Consider the following 17,417-nt stretch of genomic DNA (forward strand, 5'->3'; position numbering starts at 1 on the left):
GCCGCGCCATGACTTCCTTTAAACTGTTCATCCTCTTCATGATGATCACCATGATGCAGCATCACGGGATCATTTACCGCACGGGTTCAAAACGACCGTCGGGCCCTACCCGCGATGCCATGGACGAGCTCAGCAAGCCGAAACCAAAACACATGCTAGGCACCTGGCGGATTTCGGGTGTCAGCATTACGGAACGCGACGTCGTCGAGCCGAATGGCCTGCCTTCGAGCCAGCATATACCCGGAGACAGGAAGAACATGCTGATTTCGTTCTTTCCGGACAGCACTTTCACAAGGGTTGGAACAAATGGCGAATACACAACCGGCCGGTGGGATTTGGATACCGCGGCGCATACTGTTTTCCTCACCACAAGCCGGAGAACGGAAGAAATCGGCGTATTCTTCTCTTTCGCCGGGAATGGTCTCCGGCTGATCAATTTGGAATTTTCACCAGAGGAAAGTGTCTCACTGATTGAATATGGGCGTAAACTGTTGCGCTACCAGGACGATCCTTATTTCCCTGCCAACAACTGGTGGAGGGTCAAGCCTGCGCAGTCCGAAAACGACGCACAGATACGCGCAAGATTGCTCAATTACCTGGCGCACACAGCTTCCGTCCTTAAAAGTGCGCAAATCCGGGAACAGGATTATATATCAATGGAATTTTCGGCAGGCATTATAAAGCTTTACAATGCAGGGGTTGGTGTGGTGAAAAAAGACAAGATACCGGCCACCTGGCTGAACTCTTTTTACTCCGCGGAGGAAGCGCGTAAGGCTTACAGTATGTTCGAGGACTATCTTTTTAGCGGGAAACAAAAAAAATACGAGAGCGGTAACTGGGTGAGGGATGATCACAACATCCTGGTCGATATCCACAATGGTTTGAGCAAAAAATAAGGTGCGAAGCAGGAGCTTCGCACCAAAAAACACTACAAAATGTAAAAACGGTCGGGCTGGTATGCCATCGGCACATGCTTGTCTTTCATCATCTGTTTCAAGTCACGCTCGATATTACGTGAAATCGACAGTACCGGTGTGTCGGTCGGTTTGTTTTCGAAAGGATCCTGCAAATGGATCGCCATTTTCTCTATCAGGAAGAAGCAAGCAGTAATCACGATCAGCACCGGAACCATCAGGAAGCCAAACAATTGCACCAGTCCGAATGGCAGCAGCAGTATAAAAAAATGCAGCGCCAGATGAATGTACAGGCTGTAAGTCGACGGGAAAACGGTATTCTTAATCCGTTCCGACTTGCCCATATGATCGCACAACCGGGTTAGCGTCTGGTCGAGCTCCACTTGTTGATAGGGATTTACCCAACCCTGTTTCAGGGCATTATTCAGGTCGCGAGCGTGGAGCTGAATAAGACCAACATGCTTGTTATCAAAGTCTTTCAGGTATTCTACCTCTTCTTCCGACACGAATTTGCTGATCAGCGGCATCGGATCGTCCTTTCGAAGTCCTTTGCCTAACCCGTAACACCAGGCGATCTGCCTTTTGATCATCCGCTTCTTGAAACCGTCGATACGCTCCGGATCCAGCGGGTCTTCCATCAACGAAAGTATCTGCCGGGCAAGCGTACGCGAATCGTTCACGATGGCGCCCCAGATGATCCGCGCCTCCCACCAGCGATCGTAGGCCTGATTGGAACGGAATGCGAGCAACAGCGATATGATCGTACCCAATACGGTAGGGACCGTCATCGGGATGGATATATTGGTGATATGAAAGTTCTGGTAGATGATTTCAATCGCGACGCCATAGATGGTCACGAACAGAATTTCATATTTGATCTTTCCGAAAATATATCGGATGGGGATATTCTTTTTGAGAAGCATAATTCACGAATCTTTACCTTTTTCACAATCTCATTTTATACAAAACAGCTTACCGGTAGTTGCCCAGGTCCGCCAGTGCCGATACGCGCACCATATCGGTGTTGATCATCGGATAACCGGTTTTTTTGAGAACCGGCAAGGCGTCCAGGCTGCTTCTGGTCAGTTTGGGAATGCCATATATCTCCGAATAAGCGACCAGGTCGGTTTCGTAGTATTCAAGGAAATTTTTCAGAAGGGCGAGTTTGCTCCCATAGAAGAAATCGACTTTGATGCTGCTGAGTTTATCCGAAAAAGTGTCTTTGAGTATTTTACAATCCTCCCAGAATTCTTCGGGTACCAGCTCGTACTCCTTCTCGCGGTAAGTGGAAAAAAGCAAATCCTGAATGTCGTCGGCCACGTGGAAAAGATGGGTGAAAACCACCCGCACATCGTCCTGAATGTCTCTTACAATGGCCTCAGCGATCTGAATGCCTTCATTGGTAAAGTCTGTAGGGATTACTACCGTTCTCATATTAAGTTTGTCGGTTTGTTTAACAAAGCGTTGATTTTCAATTGACAATGCAATGTTACCGCCCAAACATTAGGGCTATTTAAAAGCCCGGTTATAATACGGTGAGAGATTTATTAGAATGAAATAAGAATATTAAAATGAGGTAAGAGCGCCTAAAAATACTTGAACGGAAGGTAGGTAATGAAGCGCGTTCCCTCTCCTACGCGGCTGTACACCTCCGCTTTCCCCTGGTGCATGCGTATGATGTTGTGTGCCAGCGGTAAACCAATCCCGTAGCCCTTGTACCTGCCGGTGTTGGAAGCACGAAAAAAGGGCACAAAAATTTGCCCGATCTCCCGGTCCGGAATACCGATACCTTCGTCCACAATTTCGACGATGGCGTACTTATGGTCAGCACGGATTTCAATCCGGACAGGTTTGTTGTCCGAATACTTACAGCTGTTCAGGACGATATTCGTAAATGCCGCTTTCAAAAGCGCCAGATTGCCATTGACGGCCAGTTTGTCTTCGTCCTCAGGCAAGTGGTCGAAGTTGATACTCACCTTATTATCAGGGATAATGCGATCTGCGGCCTCCTTCACTGAAAGTATCAGCTCATCAATCCGAACCTCGGTCCATTGCTCTTTCTTACCGTCGAAACCGGTCTGCGCAAGACTCAGCATGCTGCCCGTCAGGTGTTCGAGTTTTTCTACTTCTTTGTAAATATTAAGAAATGATTCTCTGGCCGCCTCCGGTAATCCCGGCATCGACATCCCTAGCTCCGCTTCCCCGCTTACGATCGTCAGCGGTGTTTTGAATTCATGGGAAGCATTGCTTACAAAGTTGTTTTGCATTTCAAAAGTCACTTCCAGACGGTCGAGCATATCGTTGAAGGTTCTCGAAAGGTCTTCCACGTCGTCCTTACTCTCCTCTACCACCAGGCGCTGGTGCAGATTGTGGGCATTGATACCTCTTACATTGCGGATAATGCGGCGAATAGGCCTGAAAATGACATCTGAAAACAGCTTTCCAAATGTAAACACAAACAGCATCGCAATAAAAAACCCAATCAGGAGCAGGTTTTTAAGGTTCGTCATTTCTTCCATTCCATAAAGGTCCAATGCCGATGAAACGACCATGATCTTTTTATTCTCCCGAGCGACACGCATGACCACGTAGGAAGTGTCATGACTGAAAAACCGGGCCGGAATGCTCCCTTCTGTCGCCTCGAAGAACGACGACGGTAATGCAAGCCGCTTTTTACTTCCTTCGTCCAGGGGGTCTGGCAGAATACGGTGCTTCTCGAACGGCAGACTGCCCAGGTGCCGTTCCTTGATGTCATAATAGATAGAGGTGAGCGACTTGTTCTCCTGCAATGCAGCGTGCCCTACAATGTCAGAGCGTACTTCCAGCCGGTGAAAAAAGCTGCCGGAAATGCTCTCTGAAGCAAAAAAATAGACAAACACGCTCAATGCAATGATAATGCTTGCCGAAAGGGCTGTAAAAATGAGCGCAATTTTATTTTGTATCTTCATACGACTGGCGGATCACATAACCCATCCCGAAAACGGTATGAATCAGCTTGACATCATGGTTCTTGTCGATTTTCTTACGCAGGTAATTGATATAGACATCCACGACATTGGTACCCAGGTTGAAATTGATGTCCCACACATTTTCGAGTATCTCCATCCGGTTCAGTACCCGATTGGTGTTCGAAAGCAGGTATTCGAGTAGCCGGAATTCTGTGGCCGTGAGCTCGATGGTCTGTGTGCCGCGTTTAACGGTCTTCGTTACTTTGTCCAGAACCAGATCTCCCAGCGAGAGCACCTTGTCGTTTTTCTCTTTCTCGGGCTCTTTACTCCGACGCGTAAGGTTTCGCAGGCGTGCTTCGAGTTCTGCAAGTTTAAATGGCTTGGTCATATAGTCGTCAGCACCGGCGTCCAGCCCGGATACAATATTTTCAGTGGTTCCGAGCGCCGTCAGCATCAGGATCGGCGTGGTGACCTGCGCATTGCGTGCCCTGCGGCAGACTTCCATTCCGTTGATAATGGGGATCATGAGATCGAGTATAATCACGTCGAACTGGTGCTGCAATGCCATTTGCAATCCCGATTGGCCGTCCATAGCGACGGTGATTTCGTGGCCATTAGCTGAAAGACTTCGCTGGATCACGGATATCACACTGGGTTCGTCTTCGATGAGCAATAGCTTCATCGGCAGTTTTGATAGCGGCATTTCAAACGGTTTTTGTGCTGTAAGGTATTAAAAAAACAGTGTGGCAACGTAATTTCCCAACGTTTCCAATGATAGATCCATTTCAATCTGTATGAATTACTGCTAAATTGTGATTGTTTTCATTACCCAACGTACCGAAACTTTGATAACACCTCTACACCGCGCTATTCATCGCCAGAAAATCTGCATAGGCCGCCTGGGCCTGGTCGCCGCTCTCCTGATTTTTTCATCCCGGCCGCTGCTGGCGGCGGACTTTAAAGTCGTGCTGACCGGCAACATCGCGGACCTCAAAAATCCCGACGACATTTTCCCGATCATCGAAAATTACCTCGCGCAGCAATCTGGCCCGGTGCTTTGGGTTATGAATGGAGATGTTTTTCCTGAACAATGGACTACCGGCCAGGCTGTCGAATGGAAGAAAAATGCTGTTGCCCTGCTCGACCGCGCCCCGCAACTGCATATGCTCATCAACCAGGGCGACCGCGACTGGCTGGATTCGGGCAAAAAGGGCTGGGAAAGGATTCTGGCCTTGGAAAAAGCACTGGAAAAAGAAAAGCACCAGCGCTTCCAATTGTTCCTCGGCCACGGCTGTCCGGGTCCCTGGACGGTATCATTTCCGATGCTGGAAATTATCGTTATCAACTCCCAATGGTGGAACCATCCCTTCGACAAACCCACACCATCGTCCGACGCCTGCTCCGTTGCAGATACGGACAATTTCATAGAAGAGCTGGAAGGTATCCTGGACGACACCAACGATAAAAATGTACTCGTGCTCTCTCATTTCCCGATCGAGTCTCCCGGCAACTATGGTGGTCACTTTTCAGCCGGCTCCTACCTGGCGCCACCACTGATCAGCAGCGCACTGGTCGGGTTTAAACAGAACATCGGCAATCCGCGCGATATTTCCAATGCCCGGTTTGGCATCCTCCGATACAAACTGAATGGCGTTTTAAGGGATTATTCCTCTGTAATCCTGGCTACCGGCCACGAACGGAGTCAGTCTGTTTTGCAGAAAGACAATAACTTCTACATCAACAGCGGGGGCATCGCAGGCGGCAGCTACGTCGCACACGGCAAAAAGGCAGCCTTGGCCTCGCCTGACCAGGGCTTCATCGAGCTCACTTACCGCGAGAATGGCGCGGTAAATTTTCAGCATTGGACACTGAACGGGCAACGTGTAGTTAGCAGGGAAACGGGTAACCTGTTCTTATCGGCTTGCGGAAACGATGCGAGAGGCATTAAAAACACACTTTACCAACCCTGCAATGCATTAGTAAAGCCGTCGGATAAAATGGACAGCCCCCATTCCCAGCCTGCCAACATAGCAGCAGGGAGCGAATATGCCAGCAAACGTTTTAAGGAGAAATGGTTCGGAAAGCATTACCGCGATTCCTGGACAGTACCTGTAAAAGTTCCCTATCTGAACATGGACACCACTTTCAACGGGCTCGTCATCTCCGGAAAAGGCGGCGGCCGACAGACTACATCCCTGAAACTGGTGGCTGGAAATGGCAAGGAATATGTTTTCCGGTCGGTCGACAAAGATCCTTTCCGGGCGCTTGCGTATGAGCTGCGCGGGACGGTCGTTTCGCAGGTGCTCAAAGACCAGACCTCCACCCAGCAGCCCTACGGAGCCATGGCCGTAGCGCCGCTGCTCGAAAAAATCGGCATTCTGCATGCCACTCCGGCATTGTACGTGCTTCCGAAAGACAATAAACTCGGTGCGTTCAAGGAGAACTATGGCAATCTTTTCGGAATGCTGGAAGAGCGTCCGACCGACAAGATCGACAAACCCGACATTTTCGGCGGAGCCAAAGACATTGAAAAAAGCTTCAAACTCTTTAACAAGCTCTACCACGACCACGGCAACCGCGTCGATAAGCACGAATTTGCCCGCGCGCGGATCTTCGATCTCTGGATCGGCGATTGGAGCAAGCACGAAGACAACTGGAAATGGGCAGGTTACAAAACCAAAGACGGTGAAACATACCGCCCAATCCCCCGCGACCGCGACCATGCTTTTTCACGCTGGGACGGCATCATTCCCTGGCTCGCCGACCGTGAATGGGGTATGCCCAACGGCGAAAACTTCGGGGAACGGATCAAAGGGCTCCGCAGCCTCATGTGGCAGGCCCGCCACCTCGACCGGTTTGTAGGCAGCGAACTCAGCAAAGCCGACTGGGTTCAGGCAGCAAAAGAAATCCAGGCGGCTATCAGCGAGCAGGATATTACCGCCGCGGTACACAATATGCCTTCGGAGATTTATGCGAAGGACGGCCGAGAGATCGAACGGAAGCTTCATATACGTATAGGTGATTTGCAGCGATATGCGGCGGCATATTACCTGCTGCTGGCAAAAGAAGTCGACGTGGTAGGTTCCAACAAAGCCGAGTATTTTAAGGTAACCCGCCGGATCGACGGGAAGGTGGAGGTCAGAATGTATGATGTTCAGAAGGGAAACCGGCAGGCGGACACCATCAGAATTTACTACCAGCGCGTTTTCGACCCATCGGAAACAAAGGAAATCAGACTTTACGGCCTTTCCGGCGACGACGTGTTTGACCTGGAAGGGAAATCCGAAAAATCGATCCTGGTACGGGTTATCAGCGGCGGCGGCGATGATTATTTCTTTGACAAATCGGACGTCCGCAGCGGAGGCAGACAGACTTTGGTATACGAAAAAGATGAAAATCCGCATCATGAGCTGGGTGTGGAAGCCCGGGATGTAAAATCCGTTGATGCTCGTTATTACGATTATGACCGCAATGCATTCAAGTACAACACCTACCTGCCCATTGCATTACTAACCTACAATCCTTTTGTCGGATTCGCCATACACGGGGGTGTTACCTTCACACGCCAGCACTTCGGCAAGCCCGATTTCAGCGCCAGGCATTCGCTGAGCGCATCCGTAAGCGTGAAGGGCAATTATGACTTCAGTTATAGTAATCAATTCCGGCAGCTGGTTGGCAAATGGGACGGCATTTCGCAAATCTCTGTTTCAAGGCCGTTGAACTACAACTTCTTTTTCGGCATGGGGAACGATACCCCTAAAAACAACGATCTGCCTTCCAACTATTACCGGACCCAGTACAATTCCTTTGCCGTCTCGGCAGGCCTACTCAAACAATTCTGGAAGCAAAGCAAACTCGAATTTACCGCCAATTATGAGCTCGCCGAAGGCATTAAACGCAGCAACAGCTACCTGGCCGACCATCCCCACATTTTTGGTGTGGAGCAACTACACCTCATTTTTGCCAAAGGCGTTCTCAATCTGGACTTCCGTGACCGCATTGCATTGCCGGAGCGCGGTTTCCGCTTCCAGGTCAGCCAGCAGGCCGGCCACGTTACGCAATCCCGAAACGACCTGGCCTCGATCTCCGAACTCGAATTGGAGCAATACTTTTCAACGCGTCAGAAAAATCCGCTGACTTTGGGTTTACGACTCGGGGGAGGCATCGCCAAAGGCCAGTTGCCATTCTACAAACTCTTCTCGCTCGGCCAGCTTAACGACCTACGGGGATTCAAACGCAACCGATTCACCGGCGAATCCAAAGGTTTCCTGAACACGGAACTCAGATGGCAGCTTACAGAGACACAGAACACATTCGTTCCGCTTAAAATGGGTATCAGGGCATTTTATGATCTGGGCCGGGTATGGGCAAAAGAAGAAAAAAACAATGCTAACTACTGGCACCAGGGCTATGGCGGCGGGTTTTACATTACCCCGTTCCGCGAACAGTTCGCATTCAACATCAGCGCGGGTTCGTCCAAAGAAGAATCCCTGCTGCTCATGATATCCGTGGGGAGTTTTTTCAGATAAATAGCGCCGGCCCGGATTGTGCAGCCCAGGCCGGCGCAGCTCAGATCAGGACCGTTTTCGTTTCCTGCCTTCCACATACTCCTGCACCGCCTCACAGGTAGTGTACCACACGTTCTCATCCTTGTACGCATCGATCTTCCCCCTTCCGCGCCAACAGGCTCACATACTCCTGCCTGTACGGCAAATCGGTGAGGCCTGTTTGGAACATCCCACAATATCGTTTTATCCCCAAACTAATACCATCCGATATTAGCGACAAGAATATAAAAAAAAGGGAGGAAAACTCCTCCCTTTTTAAAACCATCAATCAATCTTAACTGAACCACTGAGGTTCAATTACTTACTTCGTAGTTACACTTTTAAATTGAAGACCTACGATTGCTGCTTTTTGAGCCGCATTGTGGGTATTGGTGTCAGTTGTGTTTTTTACATTTTGTGGTGCAGGGCTATCCAATGCGGGAGCCGATGCGGGCAACGTGTTGCTAACTAATGCAACTTTAACTTTTTCTTCAACTGTATATGTAGAATTATCGACGTTGGCGTAAGCTGCGCTAGTCAGGGCCACCAGGGCTGCAACTAACATATTTTTTGCATTTTTCATTGTTAATAGTGTTTTTCGTTTCTCTTTGTGTTCTTGAATGTATTTCCAGTACAAATATACTACAATATTCTGAAAACAAACGTTCAACAAGTATTCACACAATATAATGTATGGAAAAATATACCATAAAATACGTGAAATATCGCAGCTTCTAATAGAATTTTATAGGATTATTCATAGACACAAAATGAAAAAGTCACCGATTTAATTGATTTTGCACAACGAAACATTTTGCCTCTGATTTTCAAATAATTACCTTATTGTTAACTAAACATGATGACTTCATTTTTATGTGGCATCACCACCTAAAAACCAAATTTTATTCGGAGTGCATTATACCAATAGCCAAAATCACGGAAGAATTACCGCGGCGAATGCATATCAGGCGAATTTTTTTTCGAAAAAATCTCAAAAAAATTTCGCTTAAATGATTAAACGGCTCGATTTCGCTCCCAAACTGATAACCGGCCCAACTCTTCCGCTCCTTACTGACCCCGTTTTCCAAGGAAATTCTCGATAAAAATCGCCACCTTTGTCCCCCTTAAAAACAGTGGGAGCCCGACACACCCGGCCCCGCGGACGGTTTCAAAGAATCGATATGAAAGTTTGTATTGCCGAAAAACCCAGCGTAGCCAAAGATATTGCCCATGTGATTGGCGCCAGCCAGCGCAAAGACGGTTATTACGAAGGCAATGGATACCAGGTAACGTGGACATTCGGCCATTTCTGCACGCTTAAAGAACCGCACGACTATACCGAACGATGGAAGTCCTGGCGACTGGAAGAGCTCCCGATGATCCCGTCCAGTTTCGGCATCAAGCTCATCGACAATGCCGGGGCCCTCAAACAGTTCGGCATCATCGAGTCGCTTGTGAAGGGTTGTGAAGAAGTGATCAACTGCGGGGATGCGGGCCAGGAAGGTGAACTCATTCAGCGGTGGGTATTGCTGAAAGCCAAATGCAGCGTGCCCGTAAAACGACTATGGATATCGTCCCTTACCGAACAGGCGATCCGGGACGGTTTTGCCAAGCTCCGCGATAGCGCCCAGTACAACAACTTGTATGCGGCAGGAAGCGCCCGGGCGATCGGCGACTGGCTGCTGGGCATGAATGCAACCCGCCTCTTTACCAAGAAATTCGGGCAGGGGAAAATTGTCCTCTCGATTGGCCGCGTACAAACACCCACGCTCGCACTCATCGTGCAGCGGCAAAAGGAAATCGATGCATTTGTTTCGGAAGAATATTGGGAATTGAAAACCATATACCGGGAAACGGAATTTACGGCCACCATCGAGCGCATTAAAAACGTCGAAAAAGCCAATAAGGGCCTCGCCTATCTGCAACAACACGATTTTGAGGTTACCGCATTCGAAAAAAAGGAAGGAAAGGAAGGAAACCCGAGGCTTTTCGACCTGACATCCTTACAAGTGGAAGCCAATAAGAAGTATGGCTACTCGGCGGAGGATACGTTGAAACACATTCAAAACCTCTACGAAAAGAAGTTCGTCACTTATCCCAGGGTCGATACCACCTATCTTTCTGAAGACCTGCATCCAAAGGTGGAAGGCATTCTCCGGGAACTGACCTATTATAGTCAGTATACCGCGCCGTTACTCGCCAACTTGCCGATTCCGAAATCAAAGAATGTATTCGACGATAAAAAAGTAACCGACCACCACGCCATTATCCCTACCGGTGTGCTGCCCGTGCACGTAAGCCAGGAGGAAAAGCGCATTTACGACCTCATTGCCCGCCGTTTTATTGCCGTTTTTTATCCGGAATGTAAAGTTTCGAACACCACAGTGCTGGGAATGGTTGGCCAGGTTGAATTCAAAGCGACGGGGAAGCAAATTCTCGAACTGGGCTGGCGGGAATTGTATGTAAATGACGCGTCGTCCAAAAAAGAGACCGAGGAAGAAAAAGTGATGCCTATTTTCGAGGTAGGCGAGCGCGGCCCGCATGAGCCACGCGTTCACCAGGGGAAAACCACTCCGCCCAAAGCCTATACCGAAGCTACGCTGCTGCGAGCGATGGAAACGGCCGGCAAACAGGTGGAAGACGAAGAAGTGCGGGAATTAATGAAAGACAACGGAATAGGCAGGCCATCCACGCGCGCTAACATCATCGAAACCCTGTTCAAACGCAGGTATATCGAAAAAAAGAAAAAGAATGTGGTCGCCACCCAGACCGGCATGGACCTCATCGACACCATTCAGAACGAGCTTCTAAAAAGCGCCGAACTGACCGGCCATTGGGAGCGCAAGCTCAGATTGATCGAGAAAGGCGAATATGCGATGGATACCTTTAAGCAAGAGCTGATTGAAATGGTCGTCAAGCTCACACATGAAGTTAAAAACGAGCGGATGCGGTCGATTACTATTGTTGAAGACGCGCCAATCCCGGAACCGGAGGAAAAAGCCAAAAAAGAGCGCAAGCCACGTGAGCCCAAGGAAGAAATCGTTATCGAAACCCTGCATTGTCCCAAATGCAAGGAACAGCTTCTGAAGAAAGGCAAAACAGCTTATGGATGCAGCAATTTCCAGGTGTGCGGTTTCAAAATCCCTTTCGAGTTTCTGGGTAAAAAACTCAGCGACAAACATATTTTTGACCTGCTTAGCAAAGGCAAAACAGCCAAAATAAAAGGCCTGCAAATCCCCGGCAGCTCCGACCCTATCGACGCACGTCTGGTGATGAACGGCGACTTTAATTTTGAAGTCGGGTAACGGCTACATCGGGCTGTTGGCCGTTTCTACGTAAGGCAGATGAAATGTAATGCCTGAAATCTGGCACAGCGCCAGAAACTCTGAGAGTGTCGGCATTGCGCCCCGGTTCAGGATCTTATCCGATGATTTGCGGGGAACCCCTGCTTCTTCCAAAGCATCTTCCAGGTTGATCCCTTTTACTTTCACAATTTCTTTAATATCATCGACCAATTCTCGGGCCCTTGCTTCAAATACGGTGGTTTCCATTTGTTGATGAAGTTTGGTTCAATGCTATTAGATCTAAAACCATGCCAAAACACCCGCAGGGGTTAAATGTCCGCTAATTGCTGGCCTGACATTTGCTAAGCGAAAAATGAGTGGTGCCAACGACCTTAAAGGTGAATGAAAACCGCGATTACGCAGTTTTACCAACAATATCTTTAACACATATATAATGAACACTAATCAGGAAACTTCTGCCACTTTTAAAGTCGGCGGGGAGATAGAAATCAACAGGCTGGGATACGGCGGTATGCAACTTACGGGCAAAGGTGTGTGGGGTGACGCACCCGACCGCCCGAATGCCCTTAAAATACTGCAGGAGGCGGTAGCTTCGGGCGTCAACTTTATCGACACAGCCGACTCTTATGGCCCGCATACCAATGAAGTACTCATCGCCGACGCGCTGCATCCCTACTCCCAAAATCTGCTGATAGCCACCAAAGGCGGCTTCGACCGCACTGGTCCAAACCAATGGCGTATGAATGGCAACCCCGATCACATCCGGAAGGCAATCGACGGCAGCCTGCAACGGCTTAAAATGGATATGATAGACCTCTGGCAACTGCACCGCATCGATCCGCGATTCCCTGTGGAGGAAACGCTCGGACCGGTATCCGACGCGGTAAAAGCCGGGAAGATCAGACATGTAGGATTGTCGGAAGTGGATGTGGAGCAGATTAAACGCGCGCAGCAGACGCTTCCTATTGTGTCTGTACAAAACCTCTATAACCTGGGCAGCAGACAATGGGAGCATGTACTGGACTTTACGATCGAACAAGGCATCGCATTCATTCCCTGGTACCCGCTGGCGTCCGGTCCGGAAAAACTCCAAAGCAAGATTTCCGGCATCGCTGAGAAACACAACGCGACCACCGCGCAGGTCGCATTGGCCTGGTTGCTGAAACGCGCTCCCAACATCCTGCTCATCCCGGGCACGAGCTCGCTGAAACACCTGGCAGAAAATATGCAGGCCGGCAACATGGTATTATCCGATGACGATTTCAAAGCACTGTCCTGATAGAGTATGCTGACTTATCAAAACAAAACAGTCATCGTAACCGGTGCCGGCAACGGCATCGGCAGCGTTGTGGCTGCGCATTATGCGCGTGAGGGTGCTACGGTCGCGCTATGGGACCGTGACGCGGAAGGGTTGCGAAATATCCAGGCATCACTGGAAAAGGAAGGATACAAAGTCATTTCAAGAGTGATAGACCTTGCTAATCCCGACGAAATAGTACTCGGTATAGAGGAAGAAAGGGAATCGCTGGGCAGCATCGATATCCTGATTAACAATGCAGGTCTGGGAAAAGCGGCCTCACCCTACGAGCTTGCCGTCGACGACTGGGATTACGTACTCAATACCAACCTCCGCGGCACCTTCCTGTGCGCACGGGAAGCCGCCAAAATAATGAAACAAATCGGTAAAGGAGCGATCGTCAACATCGCCTCCACCCGAGCACTCATGTCGGAGCCCGATACGGAGGCCTATGCCGCGTCGAAAGGCGGCATTCTCGCATTGACACACGCGCTGGCGATCTCACTCGGCCCCGATCACATTACGGTTAATTCGATCAGTCCCGGATGGATCGAAACCGGTGATTACGGTCAGTTGAAACCCACCGACCATACACAACACCCCGCCGGGCGCGTAGGCAAGCCTGAGGATATTGCCCGCGCCTGCCTGTACCTGACCAGCCCCGACAATGATTTCATTACCGGTGCTAACCTGGTCATCGACGGCGGCATGACGCGCAAAATGATTTACGAAGATTAGTTACTGTTTTTCAAGCTTTTTCAGCTCGGCGTCCAGATAGGATTTCGGAAGCCATTTCGTACCGATCATCACACCTTCAATGCGTTTGGTATGATTGATATCCTCCAGTGGATTGGCCGCAAGCAGTACCAGATCCGAAACGTTCCCGGCTTTGATCGTGCCCGAATCACTTTTTTTGAGATAGCTGGCCACATTTACTGTTCCTGTTTTCAATGCCTCATAAGGCGTGAGTCCGGCGTCGACGAGATACTTCATTTCGTGATGTGTGGCAAAACCAGGTACATTGAGCACCTGCGGCGCGTCACAACCCAGCATTAGCTGCACCCCGCCTTTCTGACATGCGAGGATAAGCTTGCGACGGATATTAACGAACGCTTCGGCATGTTCTTTCGTAAATTTGGGATTGCTCACGTAGCTCGTTTTGGCATTGAGCCAGTTCTTCTTTTCGTTCGCAGTCATATATTTCAAATCGGGGTCGTTTTCGTAGGCTGACGCCGGCAGTGGTGAAAGCCAGCGTTCCGCAATCGCCTGCGTAGGCACAACACGGATGTTTTTATCCTTCAAACCTTTGATCAGTTTTGGAATGCGGGTGGTATCGGCGGCATACGCGATCCAGGTGCCGAAGAGGCCGGTTTCCTGCTCCGCGAGGGTGTCGGTACCGGGCACGATGGCTTCTACAAAGCCGTCGAGATGGTCAATGGACGAATAACCCGCATCAATCGCTGCCCACACGCCCACTGCAAATGAAACGTGCCCGACCATCCCGATGCCCAGTTCTCTGGAAGTTCTTGCAATACCGGGGAAAGTTTCTTTGGTAAGGCCCGGCAGGAGTTTGAGGTAGTCATACCCCGCTGCTTTTTCCTCTTTCACCATTTCAATACCACGGGCCGCTGTTTTGACCGTCTGCCCGCTGAATGCCGGACCGGTGGTGTAGAAATTGGGGCCAAGCACTTCCCCGCTTCTGACCTTTTCACGAAGTTCGAGATGTTTGGCATTACCCAGCATCCCTCTGATCGTCGTAACACCATTTGCGAGGTACAGCATCAGTACCTCTTTCATTGGGCCCAGGTCGTCTATCGCAGGTACATGTGCGTGCATTTCCGACCAGCCGGGTGCCAGATACTTCCCTTTGGCGTCGACTACGAGCGCGCCCCGGCCTATTTCAGGATTAGCACCCACGGCGATTATTTTTCCGTTCCTGACCACCACAGTCTGGTCCTTCAACACAGTTTCCCGATCCATCGGGATCACATTTACGGATTTGAAAACAATGTCACGGTCGACATTACTGACAGGCCCCTGGGCTACCGTCGTATGGACAGCGAATACCCCGAATATGAAAATCAATCTGCGTATCATGTTGCGAAGTGTTTGGTGATCAGGAACAGTAAATGATATCAGCTTACCATCGAGACGTTCTGCGCGTTCTTCTGCGCTTTCAGGCACAATTCGGTAGCCAGGAAACAATGCTCCTGCGACATGGCCGTTTCGGTGCGGTTGAGCACGTCGTCGACCAGCTGGCGACCATAGGGCAGGTCAACCTTGCTGCAATCCACGTACACCGTCTCCTTATTATTCACGACAAAAAGGTGGTTTCCTCCTTCCCTTCCGCCGATATCGATATTTTTGCGTATTTCAATAAATCCTTCCGTACCCAACACCGTCAGACGACCGTCACCCCAGGTTTTCAGGCCATCCGGTGTAAACCAATCGACGCGAATGTAGCCAGAACCTCCGTTGCCCCTGAGCATGGCATCCCCGAAGTCTTCGAACTTAGGATATTGCGGATGGTTCACATTCCCTGCCTGCGAAGCCACAACTTGTGCTTTGGTGGAATTGGTAAAGAAAAGGTACTGGTCAAATTGGTGCGAGGCAATGTCGCAGATAATGCCCCCGAAGCGCTTCTTGTCAAAAAACCAATCCGGGCGGGTCGGCGCATTCATCCGATGGGGGCCCAGACCGATCGTTTGCACTACTTTACCGATCGCTCCTTCCTTGATCATTTCCCCGGCTTTGATGGTCGCACGGTTTTCCAGGCGCTCGCTGTACATGATGGAGTAGATGCGTTTGGTTTCTTTCTGCACCTTACGCACCTCCGCAAGCTGTTCTAGCGTAGTGAGGCCGGGTTTATCCACCATATAATCCTTGCCCGCCTTCATCACACGCACGCCCAGGGGGCCGCGCTCGTCAGGGATGCCCGAGCTGAGCACGAGCTGAATGGATTTATCATCGAGAATTTCCGCTTCCGTTTTCGCTTGCTTAGCCTGCGGATAGCGTTTGGCAAATGCAGCTGCGAGATCCGCCTCTTTGGCATAGAACGAAACCAGTTCTCCCCCTCCCCGGGTAACCGCCTCAACCTGGCCATAAATATGCCCATGGTTCATCCCGATCACCGCAAACTTGATCCTTGGCGGCATTGTGGGAATGAATGGCTGATCCGCCACGACGGTCTTAACGGAACCGTAAGCATTGGGTGTAAGGTGCGGGAACATGGCCAGGCCAGCCGCAGTAAAAACGGAATTACGTAGAAAGTCGCGGCGATTGTCCTGTGAATCTCTCATTGCTCGATTGGAATGTAGTGAATACTTAGTAAAGCACGTTTTCGGCAGATATAATGTGCCGACGATATTGACCACATTCCGTGCCGCTTTCCCTGACAATCCCGACCGCGGAATTTTCTATTTATTTCCTACCGAAATCCCAAAAGTAACGCGGGAGTCGTTGCGCTTGCGGGTAGCTTCCACCACGCTTTCATAGGAGTTCTCGAAACTCGTGCGGAGCGTTACCCATTTGTTCAGCGGCAGTTCCAGCGACAGGATGGTGTTCCAGCGGACATTTGAAAAATCGTTGAGAGCGGGTTGGATAAAGGTCAGGTGGTTAAAACGGAATTTATCCTGCAAAAATGAATGCTTACCCTTGATCCGAAAGGAATTACGAATGGTGGTGACGGTCTTGATCTCCACGAAATCGGTCGATTCGTACAGGATCGCGTCGGTAAGGCTCAGGTCGTTCTTCTTGTTTCTGGCCACCCGGTAACCGATCCCTGCTCCCACCATCTGCCGGAGCTTGATGCGCCGCAGGTTGCTGGTTTCCAATGCCGCCAGGCCGAAAACATAAGTCTTCCGCTTTTTGAAAACATCCACAAAAAGATCGACGTAGCTATCGCGCTCCGCTAAAACGCCGTTTTGTTTGCCGTAGGTGAACCGGGGATTGGTAGCGATATTGATCACCGGACCGCCAAAAACCAGCTCCGCGCGGAGCACCATCAGGCTTCGGTTCACATTTCCCCTCGTGAAGTTACCGTCGCCAATAAAGCGATAGCGGATCGTATCGATCAGCACGGATGGCTTTTGAAGTGAAGTATCGGGTTTCACTGCGGTCACCGAATCGGCCGGTAAAACTTTCAATGTGTCGGTTTTGGCCTCCTGGGCCACCGATACCGTTGCGGAAATAATACTTAGTAAAACAGCAAGCTGAGAGAAACGGTAGCAGGTCAGGTTTTTCATTACGGCGTTCTTGCAAAATAATAATGCCAAAACCTGCTTCAAATAATCGGCGTGCGATCCGATGTTCATGGTAAATTTTAAATGGTTGAGAACTCAATAGATTGCCCTTAAATGGCCTTCCGACTCGCAATTTCGCCATTTTTGTCTATTTATTGCGATGTA

14 protein-coding genes are annotated in these 17,417 nt (G+C 49.9%); 5 read left to right on the forward strand and 9 right to left on the reverse strand.

Annotated elements, in window-relative coordinates:
- Nucleotides 1–8: 8 nt before the first annotated feature.
- Nucleotides 9–896, forward strand: coding sequence for a hypothetical protein (locus BP71_RS20170; RefSeq protein ID WP_496382504.1), 888 nt, complete (start codon nt 9–11; stop codon nt 894–896).
- A 32-nt stretch (nt 897–928) separates the two neighbouring features.
- On the opposite strand, the gene BP71_RS20175 is transcribed toward BP71_RS20170, so the two are convergent.
- The 4 genes from BP71_RS20175 to BP71_RS20190 form a co-directional block, all read right to left on the reverse strand.
- Nucleotides 929–1,837: a bestrophin family protein gene (locus tag BP71_RS20175; RefSeq protein WP_496382506.1), complete on the reverse strand. Its 909-nt coding sequence runs from the start codon at nt 1,835–1,837 to the stop codon at nt 929–931.
- Between the two features lie 49 nt (nt 1,838–1,886).
- Nucleotides 1,887–2,348, reverse strand: a complete 462-nt coding sequence (locus tag BP71_RS20180; RefSeq protein WP_496382508.1) for a hypothetical protein — start codon at nt 2,346–2,348, stop codon at nt 1,887–1,889.
- 152 nt (nt 2,349–2,500) lie between these two features.
- Nucleotides 2,501–3,862, reverse strand: coding sequence for a HAMP domain-containing sensor histidine kinase (locus BP71_RS20185; protein WP_496382510.1), 1,362 nt, complete (start codon nt 3,860–3,862; stop codon nt 2,501–2,503).
- A complete protein-coding gene (locus tag BP71_RS20190) occupies nt 3,846–4,544 on the reverse strand; it encodes a response regulator transcription factor (RefSeq protein WP_496383133.1) in 699 nt (232 codons plus the stop codon). The genes BP71_RS20185 and BP71_RS20190 overlap by 17 nt, the downstream gene beginning before the upstream one ends.
- Before the next feature lie 163 nt (nt 4,545–4,707).
- Between BP71_RS20190 and BP71_RS20195 the strand changes: the two genes are divergently transcribed.
- On the forward strand, nt 4,708–8,391 hold the full coding sequence (locus tag BP71_RS20195) for a BamA/TamA family outer membrane protein (protein ID WP_496382511.1): 3,684 nt from the start codon (nt 4,708–4,710) through the stop codon (nt 8,389–8,391).
- 340 nt (nt 8,392–8,731) lie between these two features.
- On the opposite strand, the gene BP71_RS20200 is transcribed toward BP71_RS20195, so the two are convergent.
- The gene (locus tag BP71_RS20200; RefSeq protein ID WP_496382512.1) at nt 8,732–8,992 is read right to left on the reverse strand and encodes a hypothetical protein; all 261 of its coding nucleotides are present in this window, start codon (nt 8,990–8,992) and stop codon (nt 8,732–8,734) included.
- A gap of 598 nt (nt 8,993–9,590) precedes the next feature.
- Between BP71_RS20200 and BP71_RS20205 the strand changes: the two genes are divergently transcribed.
- Nucleotides 9,591–11,714 carry a type IA DNA topoisomerase gene (locus tag BP71_RS20205; RefSeq protein WP_496382514.1) on the forward strand — a complete coding sequence of 708 codons (2,124 nt, stop codon included), beginning with the start codon at nt 9,591–9,593 and terminating at the stop codon, nt 11,712–11,714.
- A gap of 3 nt (nt 11,715–11,717) precedes the next feature.
- Here the strand turns inward: BP71_RS20205 and BP71_RS20210 are convergent, their stop codons facing one another.
- Complete coding sequence (locus BP71_RS20210; RefSeq protein WP_496382516.1) at nt 11,718–11,960, reverse strand: transcriptional regulator; 243 nt, start codon at nt 11,958–11,960, stop codon at nt 11,718–11,720.
- A gap of 187 nt (nt 11,961–12,147) precedes the next feature.
- On the opposite strand from BP71_RS20210, the gene BP71_RS20215 reads away from it, so the two are divergent.
- Together BP71_RS20215 and BP71_RS20220 are read left to right on the forward strand one after the other, a co-directional pair.
- Nucleotides 12,148–12,993: an aldo/keto reductase gene (locus BP71_RS20215; protein WP_496382518.1), complete on the forward strand. Its 846-nt coding sequence runs from the start codon at nt 12,148–12,150 to the stop codon at nt 12,991–12,993.
- Nucleotides 12,994–12,999: 6 nt separating this feature from the next.
- The gene (locus BP71_RS20220) at nt 13,000–13,749 is read left to right on the forward strand and encodes an SDR family NAD(P)-dependent oxidoreductase (protein ID WP_496382520.1); all 750 of its coding nucleotides are present in this window, start codon (nt 13,000–13,002) and stop codon (nt 13,747–13,749) included.
- Here BP71_RS20220 and BP71_RS20225 read toward each other — a convergent pair whose 3' ends face one another.
- The 3 genes from BP71_RS20225 to BP71_RS20235 all read right to left on the reverse strand — a co-directional run bounded on the left by BP71_RS20225 (nt 13,750) and on the right by BP71_RS20235 (nt 17,324).
- Nucleotides 13,750–15,108, reverse strand: coding sequence for an amidohydrolase family protein (locus tag BP71_RS20225; protein ID WP_496382522.1), 1,359 nt, complete (start codon nt 15,106–15,108; stop codon nt 13,750–13,752).
- A 38-nt stretch (nt 15,109–15,146) separates the two neighbouring features.
- On the reverse strand, nt 15,147–16,310 hold the full coding sequence (locus BP71_RS20230) for a Gfo/Idh/MocA family protein (RefSeq protein ID WP_496382523.1): 1,164 nt from the start codon (nt 16,308–16,310) through the stop codon (nt 15,147–15,149).
- A gap of 117 nt (nt 16,311–16,427) precedes the next feature.
- Nucleotides 16,428–17,324 carry a DUF481 domain-containing protein gene (locus BP71_RS20235; protein ID WP_496382525.1) on the reverse strand — a complete coding sequence of 299 codons (897 nt, stop codon included), beginning with the start codon at nt 17,322–17,324 and terminating at the stop codon, nt 16,428–16,430.
- Nucleotides 17,325–17,417: the final 93 nt, after the last annotated feature.

Source organism: Dyadobacter ginsengisoli DSM 21015, from assembly GCF_059568735.1.

Bases quoted from the DNA above. Each gene is read 5' to 3' on its own strand.
- BP71_RS20215 (WP_496382518.1), top strand. From the start codon at position 12,148: ATGAACACTAATCAGGAAACTTCTGCCACTTTTAAAGTCGGCGGGGAG.
- BP71_RS20180 (WP_496382508.1), bottom strand. From the start codon at position 2,348: ATGAGAACGGTAGTAATCCCTACAGACTTTACCAATGAAGGCATTCAG.
- BP71_RS20185 (WP_496382510.1), bottom strand. From the start codon at position 3,862: ATGAAGATACAAAATAAAATTGCGCTCATTTTTACAGCCCTTTCGGCA.
- BP71_RS20205 (WP_496382514.1), top strand. From the start codon at position 9,591: ATGAAAGTTTGTATTGCCGAAAAACCCAGCGTAGCCAAAGATATTGCC.
- BP71_RS20225 (WP_496382522.1), bottom strand. From the start codon at position 15,108: ATGATACGCAGATTGATTTTCATATTCGGGGTATTCGCTGTCCATACG.
- BP71_RS20170 (WP_496382504.1), top strand. From the start codon at position 9: ATGACTTCCTTTAAACTGTTCATCCTCTTCATGATGATCACCATGATG.
- BP71_RS20220 (WP_496382520.1), top strand. From the start codon at position 13,000: ATGCTGACTTATCAAAACAAAACAGTCATCGTAACCGGTGCCGGCAAC.
- BP71_RS20175 (WP_496382506.1), bottom strand. From the start codon at position 1,837: ATGCTTCTCAAAAAGAATATCCCCATCCGATATATTTTCGGAAAGATC.
- BP71_RS20200 (WP_496382512.1), bottom strand. From the start codon at position 8,992: ATGAAAAATGCAAAAAATATGTTAGTTGCAGCCCTGGTGGCCCTGACT.
- BP71_RS20230 (WP_496382523.1), bottom strand. From the start codon at position 16,310: ATGAGAGATTCACAGGACAATCGCCGCGACTTTCTACGTAATTCCGTT.
- BP71_RS20235 (WP_496382525.1), bottom strand. From the start codon at position 17,324: ATGAACATCGGATCGCACGCCGATTATTTGAAGCAGGTTTTGGCATTA.
- BP71_RS20210 (WP_496382516.1), bottom strand. From the start codon at position 11,960: ATGGAAACCACCGTATTTGAAGCAAGGGCCCGAGAATTGGTCGATGAT.
- BP71_RS20190 (WP_496383133.1), bottom strand. From the start codon at position 4,544: ATGAAGCTATTGCTCATCGAAGACGAACCCAGTGTGATATCCGTGATC.